The organism is Hymenobacter sp. BRD128 (assembly GCF_013256625.1).
Lineage (GTDB): Bacteria > Bacteroidota > Bacteroidia > Cytophagales > Hymenobacteraceae > Hymenobacter.
Genome location: NZ_CP053908.1, coordinates 1911167 through 1925804, shown reverse-complemented (window position 1 = coordinate 1925804; position 14638 = coordinate 1911167). Strand labels below are relative to the sequence as shown.

Below are 14638 nucleotides of genomic sequence, written 5' to 3'. Positions count from 1 at the left end.
GGCCGGGGTTGCCCCGCCGGGCGTACACCCCACTAGTTGCTCGTAGCTGACCTGGCTACTACTTTTAAGGCGATAACTACGGTTTGTCCTCCTTTTCCCACCCGATGAGCTTTTTCCGCAAATCTCTTTTGCTGGCCGCCGGCGCGGCAGCCCCGCTGCTGTTCTCCTTCCACGCGCGGCCCGCGGCGCCGGCCGCCGAAACCTGGCAAAACCTTTTCGACGGCAAAACCCTCACCGGCTGGAAGCGGCTAGGGGGCACCGCCGACTACAAGGTTGAGAACGGGGCCATCGTGGGCACTACCGTGGCTAATTCGGGCAATACCTTCCTGGTTACGGATAAGGAGTACGGTGATTTTGACCTGGAGCTGGACGTCAAAATCGACGACCCAACTAACAACTCGGGCGTGCAGACGCGCAGCCATTTCGACTCGGCCGAGCAGCCGGGCAAGGTCTACGGCCGGCAGGTCGAGGTTGACCCTTCGGCCCGGAGCTGGTCGGGCGGCATCTACGACGAGGCACGTCGCCAGTGGCTCTATCCCCTGGATTTGCACCCGCAGGCCAAAACAGCCTTTAAAGTAGGCGCCTACAATCACCTCAAAGTTGAGTGCCTCGGTAATGAGATGAAAACCTGGGTCAACGGCGTGCCGGTGGCCTACGTGGTTGACCCCATCGACCCGAAAGGCTTTATCGGTTTGCAGGTGCACGCCGTGAGCGAGGCCGCACAGGCCGGCCACAAAGTGTACTTCAAGAATATTCGCATCAAAACCACCGACTTGAAGCCGAGCGCCTTTCCGGCCGATAGCTACGTGGTCAATTTCGTGCCCAACTACCTGAATGCCTACGAAAAGCAGCACGGCTGGAAATTGCTGTTTGACGGCAAAACCAGCCAGGGCTGGCGCAGCGCCAAGGGCACCGCATTTCCGGCTAAAGGCTGGGAGGTAGACAACGGTACGATGACCGTGCTGCCCTCCGAAGGCAAGGAAGCCGCCAATGGCGGCGACATCGTGACCAATGCGGAATACAGTGCCTTCGACTTATCGTTTGAATTTAAGCTGACGCCGGGCGCCAACAGCGGCGTGAAATACTTCGTGACCCTGGCCGAAAAAACCGATATGTCGGCCATCGGCCTCGAATACCAGGTGCTCGACGATGCCCTGCACCCCGACGCCAAGCTGGGCCGCGACGGCGACCGCACACTCGCCTCGCTCTACGACCTAAAAACGGCCAACAAGCCCCCGCGCTTTGTGCACCCCATCGGCGAGTGGAACGTGGGCCGCGTGGTAGTGTATCCTAACAACCACGTCGAGCATTACCTCAACGGCGCCAAAGTGCTCGAATACGAGCGCGGCTCACCCGAATTTCGCGCCCTGGTGGCCGAGAGCAAGTACCACATCTGGCCAAATTTTGGCGAAGCCAAAGCCGGCCACCTGCTGCTGCAAGACCACGGCAACCGCGTGTCGTTTCGCAGCATCAAGCTCAAGGAGTTGAAGTAGGGGGCTTTAAATTAATTAAGACGGCAGGCGGTGCTACGCCGCATGGCGTCTTTAAACAGGGCCTAGTGCCGGTTATCCTCGTCGGTGAGCATACTCACGTAGCTCTCGTAGCGCGGCACGGCCAGCCTGCCTTTATCCAAGGCCTCGCGCACGGCGCAGCCGGGCTCGTGCACATGCTGGCAATTGTGGTAGCGGCACTGATTGAGCAGGGCGCGCATCTCGGGAAAGTAGCCGGCCAGCTCGGCGGGCGGCACGTCTACCAAGCCCAATTCTTTGATGCCGGGCGTGTCGATGAGGTAGGTGCCGGGCACTATTTCCAGCATCTCGGCAAAAGTGGTGGTGTGCTTCCCCTTGTCGGAAAAGGCGCTGATTTCGGCCGTTTTCAGGTCTAAATCCGGCACCAGCTCGTTGATAAGCGTGCTCTTGCCCACGCCCGAGTGGCCCGACAGCAGCGATACTTTATTAGGCAGCAGCGAGGCCACTTCGTCCACGTTCTCACCGGTTTCGGCCGAGCACAGCACGCTGGGATAGCCCAGGCTGGCATACATGCCGGCTATCTGCCGCTGATAATCGAGCGTGTCCTCGTCGTACAAATCAGCCTTATTGAAAATCAGCCTGGCCGGAATGTGGTACGCCTCGGCCGTGACCAGAAAGCGGTCAATAAATCCGAACGAGGTGGCCGGCGACACTAGCGTAACCACTAGCAGCGCCTGGTCCAGATTGGCGGCCACGATGTGGGCGTGCTCGCTCTTATGCACCGAGCGCCGGATGATGTAGTTGCGGCGCGGCGCGATGGTATGAATCACGCCCGCGCCCTCCGACTGCTCGGGAACCTCAAATTCTACCACGTCGCCCACGGCCAGGGGGTTACTCACCTTCAGGCCCTGGTTTTTAAACTTACCGCGTAGCCGGCAGCGGTGCAGCTGGCCGCCTTCGCGGTCGCGCACCACGTACCACGAGCCGGTAGATTTGACGACGATGCCAGTCATTTTAATTAATTATGAATTGAAAATGGGTTGAACTGCCTGAGCGCAGTAGTAGGCGGTGCCATTCATAATTCATAATTCATAGTTTTTAATTGCTGCAGAATGCGGCCCGTGGCGCCGGCGTGGGTGTGCACGTAGTCGAGGCTCGTATCCTGCACCTTCAGCCGGGCTTCCTCGTTGTAATACAGCCGGTCGAAAGCCGCTTCGAGCTGCCGGGCCGAATCTACCGAAAAAGCGCAGCCCAGCTCCACCAGCTCCACGGCCTCCTGAAACCGCTCGTAGCGCGGGCCAAAAAACACCGGTAACCCAAAAGCCGCCGCTTCCAGCGTGTTGTGCAGCCCCGCCCCAAACGCCCCGCCGATGTAGGCAAAGCGCCCGAAGCGGTAGAGTTGGCTCAGCATGCCCACGTTGTCGATGAGCAGCAGGCGGGCCTCGGCCACGGTAGCGGGGCTAGCCAGCGAGTAGCGCACCGTGAGGCCCGGCAGCGCCGCCTCAATCTCCTGCAAGTGCGCCTCGCTTACTTCGTGCGGCGCCACCACGAAGCGCATGGCGCGGGCGTGCTTGCGCAGCAGCGGGGCCAGGGCGGGCAAGTCTTCGGGCCAGGTGCTGCCGGCCACCAGCACCGGCGCGCCGTCGGCCACGAAGGCTTCGGCCAGGGGTAGGGGGCGGGCGGGGGCTAGCGCCGTGGCCGCCACGGTATCGAAGCGGGTGTCGCCCGCCACGCTCACGCGCGCGAGGCCCAGGCCGCGCAACAGCTTGGCTGAGGCTTCATTCTGAGTAAAAATGTAACTGAGCTGGCTTAGAATTTCGCGGAAAAAACCGCCCCAGGGCTTGAAAAAAACCTGGCTAGGCCGGAAGATGGCCGCCACCGCTACCGCCGGAATGTACTGCTGCTGCAGCTCCCGCAGGAAGTAGTACCAGAACTCGTATTTCACGAACACGGCTAGCCGGGGCTGCACCGCCGCCACAAAAGCGCGGGCATTTTCGGCCGTGTCGAGCGGCAAGTAAAAAACGTAGTCGGCACCCGGCCAGCTTTTGCGCACCTCGTAGCCCGAAGGTGAAAAAAACGTGAGCACAATCTTGTGGCCCGGATACTGCCGCCGCAGCCCCTCGATGAGCGGGCGGCCCTGCTCAAACTCGCCCAGCGAGGCGCAGTGCACCCACAGGCGCGGCGCGGCATCGCCGGCCAGCGCCCGCGCTATGCGGGGCAGCAGCTCCTGGCGGCCCGCCACCCAGGCGGCGGCCTTGGGGTTGAATGGCGCGGCCAGCCGCAGCAGCAGCGCATAGAGCGCCAAACCTAAAGAATATAAAACGCGCAAAAAAAGGCCGCGCCCAGAAAGAAAAGTCCGGACGCGGCCCCAAAATTACGGCTTTTGCGGCTAGGCGGCGCCGGCCGCCTCTTCGGCCTCCCAGTTGGCGGGGCAGGTTTCGCCAAACTCCTCGAAGTGGCGCAGGGCATCGACCACGCGCAGGGCGTCGGAAATGCGGCGACCCAGGAAGCGGTCGTTCACGAGCTGGTGCCGCACAATGCCGTCGCGGTCAATCAGAAACAAGGCCCGGTAGGCCTGGGGCGTGCCCACAAAGACCATCTCGCCGGTTTCGTTGTAGTCGAAGTGCCCGGCCAGCACGTCGTAGTTGGCCGCGATGGTCTTGGTAGCGTCGGCGATGAGCGGGTACGTCACGCCCATCACACCGCCCTCGTCGAGCGGCGTGCGCAGCCAAGCCTGGTGCACCTGGTGCGAGTCGGTGCTGCACCCAATCACGGCCACGCCCCGGCGCTCAAACTCGGGCAGCATTTGCTGGAACGCCAGCAGCTCGGTAGGGCAGAGGCCCGAAAAATCGGACGGGTAAAAAAACAGCAGCACGTAGCGCTTGCCAAGGTAGTGGTCGAGCGAAAACTCTTCTTCTATCTGCTGAACAATGACGGCTTTAGCCTTGAAAGTAGGGGCGCGCTTGCCAACGAGAACAGGCATTTTAGGAAATTTATGAAGTAGAAATGATGAAATGCACCGGCCGCGCTCAGCGAACCTCTGCGGGAAATGACGTCCGTGCCTCTTACTCCAAAACCCTTACGCTAGTTATTCGCGCACTAAAAACTGAAACGTACTGCGCGTGCGCTGTTCCAGCAGCAGCGCGCGCCCGGCCGTGAGCCGCTCGATGCTAGCCGCGTCGTAGTACTTAATGGTAAAGAGCGTCAGCTCACTGTTGTAGTGCACCCGAAACCGGCCTTGCAGCAGCCCCAGCAGCCGCTGCAGCCGCATTTCGTTGTAGTCAGTGCACACCGAAAAGCTGATGGCCGAGTTCTGCATCAGGTTGATTTTGAGCCGCGCCTGGGCCAGCGCCCCAAAAATCACCTCCAGATTCTCCTCCGAAATAAACGCAAAATCCTTGCTCTCAAACGACAATAAACACTGCCCGCCCTTGCGGATAAACGCCGGCACCAGCGGCGGGTGCTGGCAGTCATGGATGAGTGTGCCCGGCGCGGCCGGGTCCAGAAACGAGCGCACCCGCAGCGGAATGTGGCGGTCGGCCAGTGGCTTCAGGGTCTTGGGGTGAATGACGCTAGCCCCGTAAAACGCCATTTCGATGGTTTCCTGGTAGCTGATTTCGGGGTACAGCACCGTGTCGGGAAAAATCTTGGGGTCGGCGTTGAGCAGGCCCGGCACATCCTTCCAGATGGTCACGCTCTCGGCGCGCAGGCAGTAGGCGAAGATGGCCGCCGAGTAGTCGGAGCCCTCGCGGCCGAGGGTGGTAGTGCGCTCTCGGTAGATAGTCTTTTCAGGATTCTGATTAGTAGAAATGCCATAGCTCGTACCACCTAAAAAACCCTGAGTCACAACTGGACCATGGTGTAGAAATGAGCTAAGGATGGTATTGGCGTACTCTTCTGTGGAAGCCCAATCAACCCGACCCTCGCGCCAAGTGCTGTCGGTATGAATTACTTGACGGCAGTCGATAGCTTGTCCTCCCAGCGCGTGAGCTACTAATTGAGAAGCTAATAATTCTCCGAAGCTTATTACTTGGTCATAGTATTCATCATAGTCATCGCTAGGTTTTACCTTCTCTAATCGCTGTCGCAGTTGCATCAATAATTTATTGAAATAGCCCCAAGCAGGCGAAATAGCAGTGAGGTCTAACTCCACCGCTGTTTTGAAGTGATAATCTTCTAGCTGCTGTAATAGCGCCTTGTAATCTTTCTTAGTGTACGCCAAGTCATAAATCTCCTCCAGCGCATTGGTCGTCTTGCCCATCGCCGACACCACAATGAGCAGCGGCCCGCTAGGCCCAAAGTCGCGCACGATGCGGCAGAGGTTGAGAATCGCGGCTGCGTCCTTCACCGAGGCGCCGCCAAATTTGTAGACTTGCAAGCCCGTTCTTTCGTCTTTCATAAGGCCCAAAACTAGGGCTTGGCCCGCACAGACCAGCCACTACGCGCCCTGGCAGGCAGCCCAAAGCTCCGCAATCGTGTGCGGAGTTTTCGCTAGGCCGCTTGCCGTGCCCCGGCTAGCTTTGTAGCCATTCTCGCCCTTATTCGCTTACATGGACCACAACAAGCTAGCCCTGCCCGTCGGTACAACCCTCGACCGCTTCATCATGCGCAAGCAGGAAGATTTTCCCTATGCCACCGGCGAGCTGTCGCAGCTGCTGCGCGATATCGCGCTGGCGGCCAAGATTGTGAACCGCGAAATCAACCGCTCGGGCCTCATCGACATTGCCGGCGCCTACGGCAACCGCAACGTGCAGGGCGAAGACCAGCAGAAGCTCGACGTGATTGCCAACATCCGCTTTATCCGGGCGCTGCGCAACGGCGGCGAGGTGTGCACCATTATCTCGGAAGAGGACGACGACATCATCCAGACCGGTAACAACCAGGGCAAGTACGTGGTGGCCATCGACCCGCTCGATGGGTCGAGCAATATTGATGTGAACGTGAGCATCGGCACTATTTTCAGCATTTACCGGCGCATTTCACCCACTGGCCGCGAGGGTGGTAGCGCCGACTGCCTCCAGCCCGGCACCCACCAGGTGGCGGCCGGCTACGTCATCTACGGCTCCAGCACTATGCTGGTGTACACGACCGGCAACGGCGTCAACGGCTTTACCTACGAGCCTAGCCTGGGCGAGTTCTTTCTGTCGCATCCCGACATCCAAACGCCCAAAACCGGCGCAGTTTATTCCATCAACGAAGGTTCGTCCGACTTGTTTTCGCCCGGCGTGGCCGCTTTTGTGCAGCATTGCAAGAGCGAGAAGTTCTCGGCTCGCTACATCGGCTCACTCGTGGCCGACTTTCACCGCAACCTACTCAAGGGCGGCATCTACATCTACCCCGCCACCGCCAAAACGCCCGGCGGCAAGCTGCGCCTCATGTACGAGTGCAACCCGCTGGCCTTCATTGTGGAGCAGGCCGGCGGCCGTAGCTCCAATGGCCAGCTGCGCACCCTCGAAATCGAGCCCAAAACCTGCCACGAGCGCTGCCCGCTCTTCATCGGCAGCAAAGAGCTGGTGGAGCAGGCCGAAACTTTCCTGGCCCAGGAAAAACAAGCCGCTGAGGCCGCCGCATAGCGCTTGCCTATGGTACGCAAAAAAGGCCGTTTCTGCCAGCAGGAACGGCCTTTTTTAGCAAAAATACGAATATTATTTCGTCGCTTCCGGGTTGCCGGCGGCCGTGGGGGCAGCATCGGCTTCGCCAATTACGCCGCCCGTGCTCAGGGGCTCGGCGGCGGTCGGCTCGTCGGCGCTAGTCTCGGCGTAGGGCACGTGCTGGCTCACGATGCTGTACCAGGTAGCCAGCTTCTTGATGTCGGAAAGGTACACGCGGTCGCGGTCGTACTCAGGCATAACCTCGGCCAGGAAGTCCTTCAGCTCACTTTCGCTCGACTTACTTGTCACGGGCAGGCTAGCCCCGTGCTTCTGGTGGATGCGCTCAAACACCTCCGTCAGCGGCAGCGTATCGTCCGAATCCTGGGCATAGATGCCAATCTCGCTCAGCAGCGATACTTTGTTGCTGGCCGGGGCTAGCGAGCGGGTTGCTTTGGCATCGAGGCTTTCGACCAGCACACCGTGGCGGGCCGGGCGCACCAGGCGAAACAGGCCGGGCTGGCCGCTGATGGCCGCCAGCTCTTTCAAATCGTAGGGCATTCTTTATTTGTATGTAATTAGGAATTGTCAAGGAGGAATGAAAAATGAGGAGTGAAAAAACCAAGCTGGTCATGCTTCATTCCTCATGCTCCGTTCTTAATTTTATAAAGCATTCGAACCCGTCACGCCGAGTTTAAAGTCGATGGGCAGGCTAGTGAGAATCGGGTATTCAGGCTTCTTAAATTTGAGCAGGCGCACCACGCGGGCGGCCTCCTCGCCGGTGCCGCCGCCCACTTGCTTCACAATGCGCAGGCCCTGAATGTTGCCATCGGGGTTGAGCGTGAAGCTGATGATGCAGCGCCCCTGCATGCGGTTGCGCTTGGCCAGCAGCGGGTACTTCAGCTCCTTGGCAATGAAGGCGTACATAGCTTCCTGGCCGCCCTCGTAGTAAGCTGCCACCGGAATATCGGCCGTTACGTGGTTGAGGCCCGTGCCCTGCTCGGTTTGTGGGCGGTCCTTGGGCATGGGGGGCGTGTTGGGCTTAGCCGTTTGGGCGTGGGCCGAGGCTAGCAGGCCGCACACAGCGAGCGGCGTGAGCAATATTTTTTTCATGATCAAAATAAGAGCGGGACTAGAAGTGAAGACCCCGGCCAGTGGGCAATTGGCGGGCCAAAAGTAACTAAGCGCTCGCGGCCTCGGCCGCTACCTGCCGGTTTATTTCCGTAATAAAGTCCAATACTTCGTCGCGTCCCAGGCCGGTTTCGGCCGAAGTCACGAAGTGCCGCGGCAGCTCGTCCCAGGTTTCGCCCATCTTCGTCAGGTAATTATTTATCAAGGTCTTGGTTTGACTGGTCGACTGCTTATCCGTTTTCGTAAAAATCATAATAAACGGTACGCCCGCCGCGCCTAGCTTTTCCATAAACTCCAGGTCGGCCGCCTGGGGCGCGTGGCGCGAATCGAGCAGCACGCACACGCAGGTCAGGTTTTCGCGCTTGCTGAGGTAAGCGTTTATCATCTTGCCCCAGTCGGCGCGCGAGCTTTTGCTCACCTTAGCGTAGCCGTAGCCGGGCAAGTCGACCAGATACCATTCATTGTTAATATTAAAGTGGTTGATAACCTGCGTTTTACCGGGTGTACTCGACGTTTTGGCTAGCCCCAGGCGGCCGGTCAGCATGTTTATCAGCGACGATTTGCCTACGTTGGAGCGCCCGATAAAGGCGTATTCGGGCCGGTCGGGCGCCGGGCAGGCCGCCACCTGCGTATTGCTGCTCAAAAAACTTGCTTCACGAATTATCATAATTGGGTTACCTATCGGGCGATGCGGGTACAAAGATGCGTTGTACTGCGGCTGCCGGGCGGCTGGCCGGCCAGTATAGCATCTGTTAGCGTTTTGTTAAGCAGTTGTCTTTCAAAACCTGCCACTATATTTGTGCAGCTCCTAAACCGACTATTTATCAGGCTATAAAATCTTTCCTTACACGTGCGTCCTCGTTTTAGTGCCCTTTGCTAATCAGTGCGGCGGCGCTTTTTCAATATATTTGCTGCCGTAAAGGACTTTTCTTACTTTTTTTTTAGCTACAGACAGGCCAAATAGGCCAACCCTGCGACTAAAATTTAGTATAAGTCGGCAAAATGAGCGTGCCAGCGGTGCGTCCGCGCCTAGCCTTATGCTAAACCTACTTTTTCGCTCTTTCCTTTAAAATTTTCCAAACACCCTTTTTTCAATGGACAACGTATCCAAAAGGCTGCTGCAAGCTTCTGCCGCGCTAGCCCTGACCTCGGCCGTGGTTACCTCGGCCCAGGCGCAGAGCACGCGTAAGGACCTGCAAACCGGCAACAAGCTGTTCAACCAGGAGAACTATCGCGCCTCCATCCCTTATTATGAGCGGGTGATTGCGAAAGACCCCAACAACGCGCAGGCGCTGTTTCGGGCCGGGGTAGCCTACCTGTCCTTTGACAAAGAGAAGGCTAGCGACTACATCTATAAGGCCCAGAAGCTTAAGCCGAAGGTGTCGAAAGACGTGGAATACTGGCTCGGCCGGGTTGACCACCTCAACTACAACTTCGACGAGGCTATCACGCATTACCAGGCGTATAACGCGACGCTGAAAAAGCGCAACGATACCCGCCGCGAAGAAGTAGCCCAGCTGATTCAGCACAGCAAAAACGCGAAGATTCTGTTCAACTCGCCCAAGGATATCTTCGTGAAGAACCTGGGGCCGACGGTGAACACGCAGTATTCGGAGCACAGCCCGGTTATTTCGTCGGACGATAAAACACTGATTTTTACGACTCGCGCCAACCCGACTGACATCCCCGGCCTCGACAGCAAAGCCCGTAGCAAAACGGCTGCCGATGGTGAATACTACGAGGGTATCGTAGAAACCCACCGCATCGATGCCGATAACTGGGAGAAGCCGCGCTCGCTGTCGGCCGCGCTCAACAGCAAAGGCCACGACGCGTCGGACCAGTTGTTCGATAATGATACTAAGCTGCTCATGTACCGCAGCGATGAAGACGGCGACGTGTTCGTGGCTTCGAAGCAGGCTGGTGGCGACTGGGGCGCTCCGACTAAGCTCAACAGCAACATCAACTCGAAATCGTACGAAGGCGATGCTTATATCACGCCGGATGGCCTGACGCTGTACTTTTCGACGGCTCGCTACTCGGAAGATGGTAACCTCGACCTCTACTACAGCACGCGTACCGCCGGTGGCGACTGGGGGCCGGCTAAATCGCTGGGCAGCACCATCAATACCAAGTACGACGAGGACAGCCCGTACATCAGCCGCGATGGCCGCACGCTGTACTTTAGCTCGCGTGGCCACAACACGATGGGTGATTACGACATCTTCCAGTCGAAGTATGACAGCATCGGCCACAAGTGGGGCCGGCCCGAGAACATGGGCTACCCCATCAACACGCCGGATGCCGACTCGTACTACCGCCTGGCGCCCGATGGCACGTACGCTTACCTCAGTTCGTACCGCATCGGCGGTTACGGCGAGAAGGACATCTACACCATCAGCTACATCAAGAACATCAATATCAAGGGTGCGGTGTTCTCGAAGCGTGACAGCACGCAGCGCATTCCCGGCGTAGAGCTGGTGTTTAACGGTACGCAGGCTGATAAAACGGCCATCAGCTTCCGCGACATCACCAAGGAAGATGGCTCGTACCAGGTAAAGGTTCTGTCGGCGCGCACCTACCAGGTAGCCGTAAACAAAGACGGTAAGAACATTGAAACGCAAGAGTTTGCGGTGCCGATTTCGACGAACGACTCGACGAGCATCACCAAGAACTTCTACGTTGACTACATCGACACGACTTACGCTCCGTATGCTCGGATGATGAAGCCGATTTATTTCGACACCGACAAGTACAAGCTGCGTCCGGAGTCGATTAAAACGCTGAATGCTACTACGGCTTTCCTAAAGGCTAATACCGGCCTGAACATCTCGGTTGAAGGCAATTGCGACTCGCGCAACACGGATGAGTACAACATGGTGCTCGGCCAAAACCGCGCCGATGCCGCCAAAAACTACCTCGTGAAGCAGGGCATCTCGGCTAGCCGCCTCACTACGGTGAGCTATGGCGAGCGCAAGCCCATCGCCCCGAACGACTCGCCGGAGAACATGCAGCTCAACCGCCGCGATGATTTCAAGCCGGTGCTGAAAGAGGGCGAGAAGCTGCCCGTAATGCAGCCGACCACGAGCACTACTACCACTGGTACTTCGACCACTACGACTACGGTAGCCAATTCGGCCAGCGCGCCGATGCCTGGCAAAAGCAAAGTGCGCATGGCCGACGGCACGAAGGTGAAAACCAAAGTGGACGACAACAGCGACAAAGTGAAAGTGAAAACCAAAGGCGCCGCCGGCGAGAAGTCGAAAACGATTTCGAAAGACGGTGAGCTTGAGTCGAAAGCCAAGGATGCTTCGGGCGAAAAAGCGAAGGTGAAAGCCAAAGCGGAGTAAGCTATAAGAGCTTTAGTGAAAAAAAAAACGGCCGGACGAACAGTCCGGCCGTTTTTTTGTCCTGTTAGCAACAGCCCGAAACTAGTCGGTAAAACACGCAATTTTTACGGCCCCGTGCCGTTCTTTGCACTCGATATATGGCCGTAGTACCCTACAAAGAAGACGCCGCCGATAAGAAATCGCAGGTGGCCCGCATGTTTGATAACATCGCGGGCAAGTATGATTTTCTAAACCACTTCCTGAGCGTTGGCACCGATATTTACTGGCGGCGCAAGGCTGTGGATGAACTCAAAGCGCTGCGCCCGGCGCGCATCCTGGACATTGCCACCGGCACGGCCGACTTTGCCATCGAAACCCTGCGGGCCGCCGCGCCCGACGCCCAGGTAACGGGCGTCGATATTTCGGCTGGCATGCTCGATGTGGGTCGCCAAAAGCTGCTTGATAAGAAGCTTAGCCACCGTATCAAGCTAGAACTGGCCGACTCAGAAAATCTGCCGTTTGAGGACAACCAATTTGATGCCGTAACGGCCTCGTTTGGGGTGCGCAACTTCGCGCACCTGGAGCGAGGGCTAGCCGAGATGCACCGCGTGCTGCGGCCAGGCGGCCAACTCGTCATCCTGGAATTCAGCAAGCCCACCGCGTTTCCGCTCAAGCAAGCGTATAATTTTTACTTCCGTCAGGTGCTGCCGGTTTTTGGTAAGGTGATTTCCAAGGACCAGAGCGCGTATACCTACCTGCCCGAGTCGGTGCAGGCGTTTCCCGACGGTGCCGAGTTTGTGGCCATCCTGGGCCGCGTCGGCTTTACCAATCCTGCATGGCAACCCCTCACGTTCGGCATCAGCTCCATTTACACGGCCCGCAAATAGCCGCTAGGCCCCTGGGGCGCGCGGTGTTGCCGCTAGTACTGCTGCTGGGGCTGGCTAGCCCGGCGCTGGCCCAGCGCAAGCGTAGCGATGCCATCGACCGCTCTCGCAAGGGCCACATCAAGGGCATTACGGTCGAAAATCTGTCGAACTACAACGACCGGTTTTACCGGCCGGGCCTTACGATAGCGCCTAACTTCTCGCGGTTTTTTCTGGAGCAGTCGGCTGCCTATTTTCAGGCGGCACAGCAGGGGCGGGGCATTGCGGCCAATTCCATCATCAGCCCTGGCTTTGGGGTGGGCTTTGTAAATGACATTCGGCTGGGCAACCCCAGCACGCCGTTTCACCTGCGCTTTGTGCCGGGGCTTACTTTTCTGACGCGCCGCGTCGAGTTTAAGAGCGTAGGCGCAGGGCAGCCCGATACCATTCGCACGCAGGAGATAAGCACTACGCAACTTGAGCTGCCGCTGCTGCTCAAGTACCAGTCGAACCGCCGCCGCAACACGCGCTTCTACATGATTGGCGGCATCAAGCCCAGCTTTGCCGTGACGCAGCGCCAGAATACCCCGGCTATCAACCAGATAACCATTGCGAAGGACGACGTGCTGCTGGAATACGGCTTCGGGCTCGACCTATTTTATCCCTACTTCAAGTTCGGGCCGGAATTACGTTTCTCGCACGGCCTGCGCAATATCTTGTCGCCGCGCAATAATCAGTATAGCAATAGCTTGCAAAGCCTGCGCACCAATACGGTGACGCTCTACCTCAACATCGAATAAGCATCAGATATGATGAAAACTGCTTTTATTACGGGGGCATCTTCGGGCATTGGCCGGGCTACGGCGGTAGCCTTGGCTAAGTCGGGATTTCAGGTGGTGGTGACGGGCCGGCGCCGCGAGCGCCTCGACGCCCTGGCTCAGGAGCTGGCCCCTACGCCGGTGCACATTCTCACTTTCGACGTGCGCGACCGGCCGGCCGTAGAAGCCGCCGTGGCTGAACTACCAGCCGGGTTTGCCCACATCGACGTGCTCATCAACAACGCGGGCAATGCCCACGGGCTAGCCCCCATCCAGGATGGCGACGTGGCCGACTGGGAAGCCATGCTCGACGGCAACGTGAAGGGCCTGCTCTACGTGAGCCGCGCCGTGCTGCCGCGCATGGGCGAGGGCGGTATTATCGTGAATCTGGGCTCGATTGCGGGCCATGAGGCCTACGCCAACGGCAACGTGTACTGCGCCTCCAAGGCGGCCGTGGCCATGCTCACGCGCACTATGCGTATCGATTTGCTGCCTAAGGGTATCCGCGTAGCAGAAGTAGCGCCCGGCATGGTCGAAACTGAGTTTTCCGAAGTGCGCTTTAAGGGTGACGAGGAGCGCGCCGCCAACGTGTACAAAGGCGTGCAGCCCTTGCAGGCCGCCGATATTGCCGACGTAATCCAGTTTATCGTAACCCGTCCGCCGCACGTGCAGCTGGCCGAGGTGGTGGTATTTCCGGCGGCGCAGGCGGCCGCGGCTACGGTAAAGCGGGCCGGCTAGCCCCGGCTGCCGAAAATGGCGCTGCCCACTCGAATGAGCGTGCTGCCCTCGGCCAGCGCCCACTCGTAGTCGGCGCTCATGCCCATCGAGATTTCGCGAAAATCTTCTTTATCGGCGAAGTACTTGGCTTTCAAATGCTCGAAAATCTGGCGCAGCTGCCGGAATTCGCCGCGTACCAGCGCCTCATCGGGCGAGTGGGTGGCGATGCCCATCACGCCGGTGAGGCGCACGTGGCGCAGCATCTGGTATTCGGCCGACTGCAATAGCGCCTCGGCTTCGGTCAGGGTGAGGCCGGTTTTGGTGTCTTCCTGGGCAATGTGAAATTGCAGCAGGCCATTTATAACGCGGCCGTACTTAGCGGCCTGCTTATCCAGCTCCAGCAGCAGGCGCCGGCTGTCGATGCTTTCCACGGTGTGCACAAACGACGCCAGGTATTTCACTTTATTCGTCTGTAGCTGACCAATTTGGTGCCACTCCACGTCGGCTGGCAGTTCGGGCTGCTTAGCGGCCATTTCCTGCACCCGATTTTCGCCAAAAATGCGCGCACCGGCCGCATAGGCTTCGCGTAGCCGCTCGATGGGGTGGGTTTTGGTGACGACTACCAGCCGGGCGGCGGTGCCGGCTAGCTTGGCTTCAAAGGTGGCGATGTTAGTAGCGACTGACACTTTTTAAACGATTAATTATCTAATGGTCAATGTCTGCTGG

Annotated in this window: 14 protein-coding genes; 6 read left to right on the top strand and 8 right to left on the bottom strand. The window is 58.4% G+C overall.

The features are described 5' to 3' along the window. The first annotated feature begins 104 nt into the window (after positions 1–104). On the top strand, positions 105–1493 hold the full coding sequence (locus tag GKZ68_RS08430) for a DUF1080 domain-containing protein (RefSeq protein ID WP_173113202.1): 1389 nt from the start codon (positions 105–107) through the stop codon (positions 1491–1493). Positions 1494–1555: 62 nt separating this feature from the next. Here GKZ68_RS08430 and rsgA read toward each other — a convergent pair whose 3' ends face one another. The 4 genes from rsgA to GKZ68_RS08410 form a co-directional block, all read right to left on the bottom strand. After that, positions 1556–2482 (bottom strand): ribosome small subunit-dependent GTPase A, encoded by a 927-nt coding sequence (gene rsgA, locus GKZ68_RS08425; RefSeq protein WP_173113199.1) that lies wholly within the window; start codon positions 2480–2482, stop codon positions 1556–1558. Positions 2483–2544: 62 nt separating this feature from the next. Then, a complete protein-coding gene (locus GKZ68_RS08420; RefSeq protein WP_254244222.1) occupies positions 2545–3774 on the bottom strand; it encodes a 3-deoxy-D-manno-octulosonic acid transferase in 1230 nt (409 codons plus the stop codon). 84 nt (positions 3775–3858) lie between these two features. After that, on the bottom strand, positions 3859–4452 hold the full coding sequence (locus GKZ68_RS08415) for a peroxiredoxin (protein ID WP_173113193.1): 594 nt from the start codon (positions 4450–4452) through the stop codon (positions 3859–3861). Positions 4453–4557: 105 nt separating this feature from the next. Then, on the bottom strand, positions 4558–5868 hold the full coding sequence (locus GKZ68_RS08410; protein WP_254244221.1) for an aspartate kinase: 1311 nt from the start codon (positions 5866–5868) through the stop codon (positions 4558–4560). 151 nt (positions 5869–6019) lie between these two features. On the opposite strand from GKZ68_RS08410, the gene fbp reads away from it, so the two are divergent. After that, positions 6020–7042, top strand: coding sequence for a class 1 fructose-bisphosphatase (gene fbp, locus GKZ68_RS08405; protein WP_173113190.1), 1023 nt, complete (start codon positions 6020–6022; stop codon positions 7040–7042). 72 nt (positions 7043–7114) lie between these two features. Here the strand turns inward: fbp and GKZ68_RS08400 are convergent, their stop codons facing one another. The 3 genes from GKZ68_RS08400 to yihA all read right to left on the bottom strand — a co-directional run bounded on the left by GKZ68_RS08400 (position 7115) and on the right by yihA (position 8855). Further along, positions 7115–7618: a DUF5606 domain-containing protein gene (locus tag GKZ68_RS08400; protein WP_173113187.1), complete on the bottom strand. Its 504-nt coding sequence runs from the start codon at positions 7616–7618 to the stop codon at positions 7115–7117. 102 nt (positions 7619–7720) lie between these two features. Then, positions 7721–8170, bottom strand: coding sequence for an energy transducer TonB (locus GKZ68_RS08395; protein WP_254244220.1), 450 nt, complete (start codon positions 8168–8170; stop codon positions 7721–7723). A gap of 67 nt (positions 8171–8237) precedes the next feature. Beyond that, entirely contained in the window at positions 8238–8855 is a 618-nt protein-coding gene (gene yihA / locus GKZ68_RS08390; protein WP_173113184.1) for a ribosome biogenesis GTP-binding protein YihA/YsxC, read from the bottom strand. 427 nt (positions 8856–9282) lie between these two features. Here yihA and GKZ68_RS08385 point away from each other — a divergent pair, with 427 nt between their 5' ends. The 4 genes from GKZ68_RS08385 (at position 9283) to GKZ68_RS08370 (ending at position 13933) form a co-directional block, all read left to right on the top strand. Continuing rightward, positions 9283–11535, top strand: a complete 2253-nt coding sequence (locus tag GKZ68_RS08385; protein WP_173113181.1) for an OmpA family protein — start codon at positions 9283–9285, stop codon at positions 11533–11535. Between the two features lie 137 nt (positions 11536–11672). Further along, positions 11673–12401, top strand: a complete 729-nt coding sequence (ubiE, locus tag GKZ68_RS08380) for a bifunctional demethylmenaquinone methyltransferase/2-methoxy-6-polyprenyl-1,4-benzoquinol methylase UbiE (protein WP_173113178.1) — start codon at positions 11673–11675, stop codon at positions 12399–12401. Positions 12402–12424: 23 nt separating this feature from the next. After that, the gene (locus GKZ68_RS08375) at positions 12425–13177 is read left to right on the top strand and encodes a porin family protein (RefSeq protein WP_173113175.1); all 753 of its coding nucleotides are present in this window, start codon (positions 12425–12427) and stop codon (positions 13175–13177) included. Between the two features lie 9 nt (positions 13178–13186). Continuing rightward, entirely contained in the window at positions 13187–13933 is a 747-nt protein-coding gene (locus tag GKZ68_RS08370) for an SDR family NAD(P)-dependent oxidoreductase (RefSeq protein WP_173113172.1), read from the top strand. Here the strand turns inward: GKZ68_RS08370 and GKZ68_RS08365 are convergent. Next, positions 13930–14598: a YggS family pyridoxal phosphate-dependent enzyme gene (locus tag GKZ68_RS08365; protein ID WP_173113167.1), complete on the bottom strand. Its 669-nt coding sequence runs from the start codon at positions 14596–14598 to the stop codon at positions 13930–13932. The genes GKZ68_RS08370 and GKZ68_RS08365 overlap by 4 nt on opposite strands. Positions 14599–14638 lie beyond the last annotated feature (40 nt).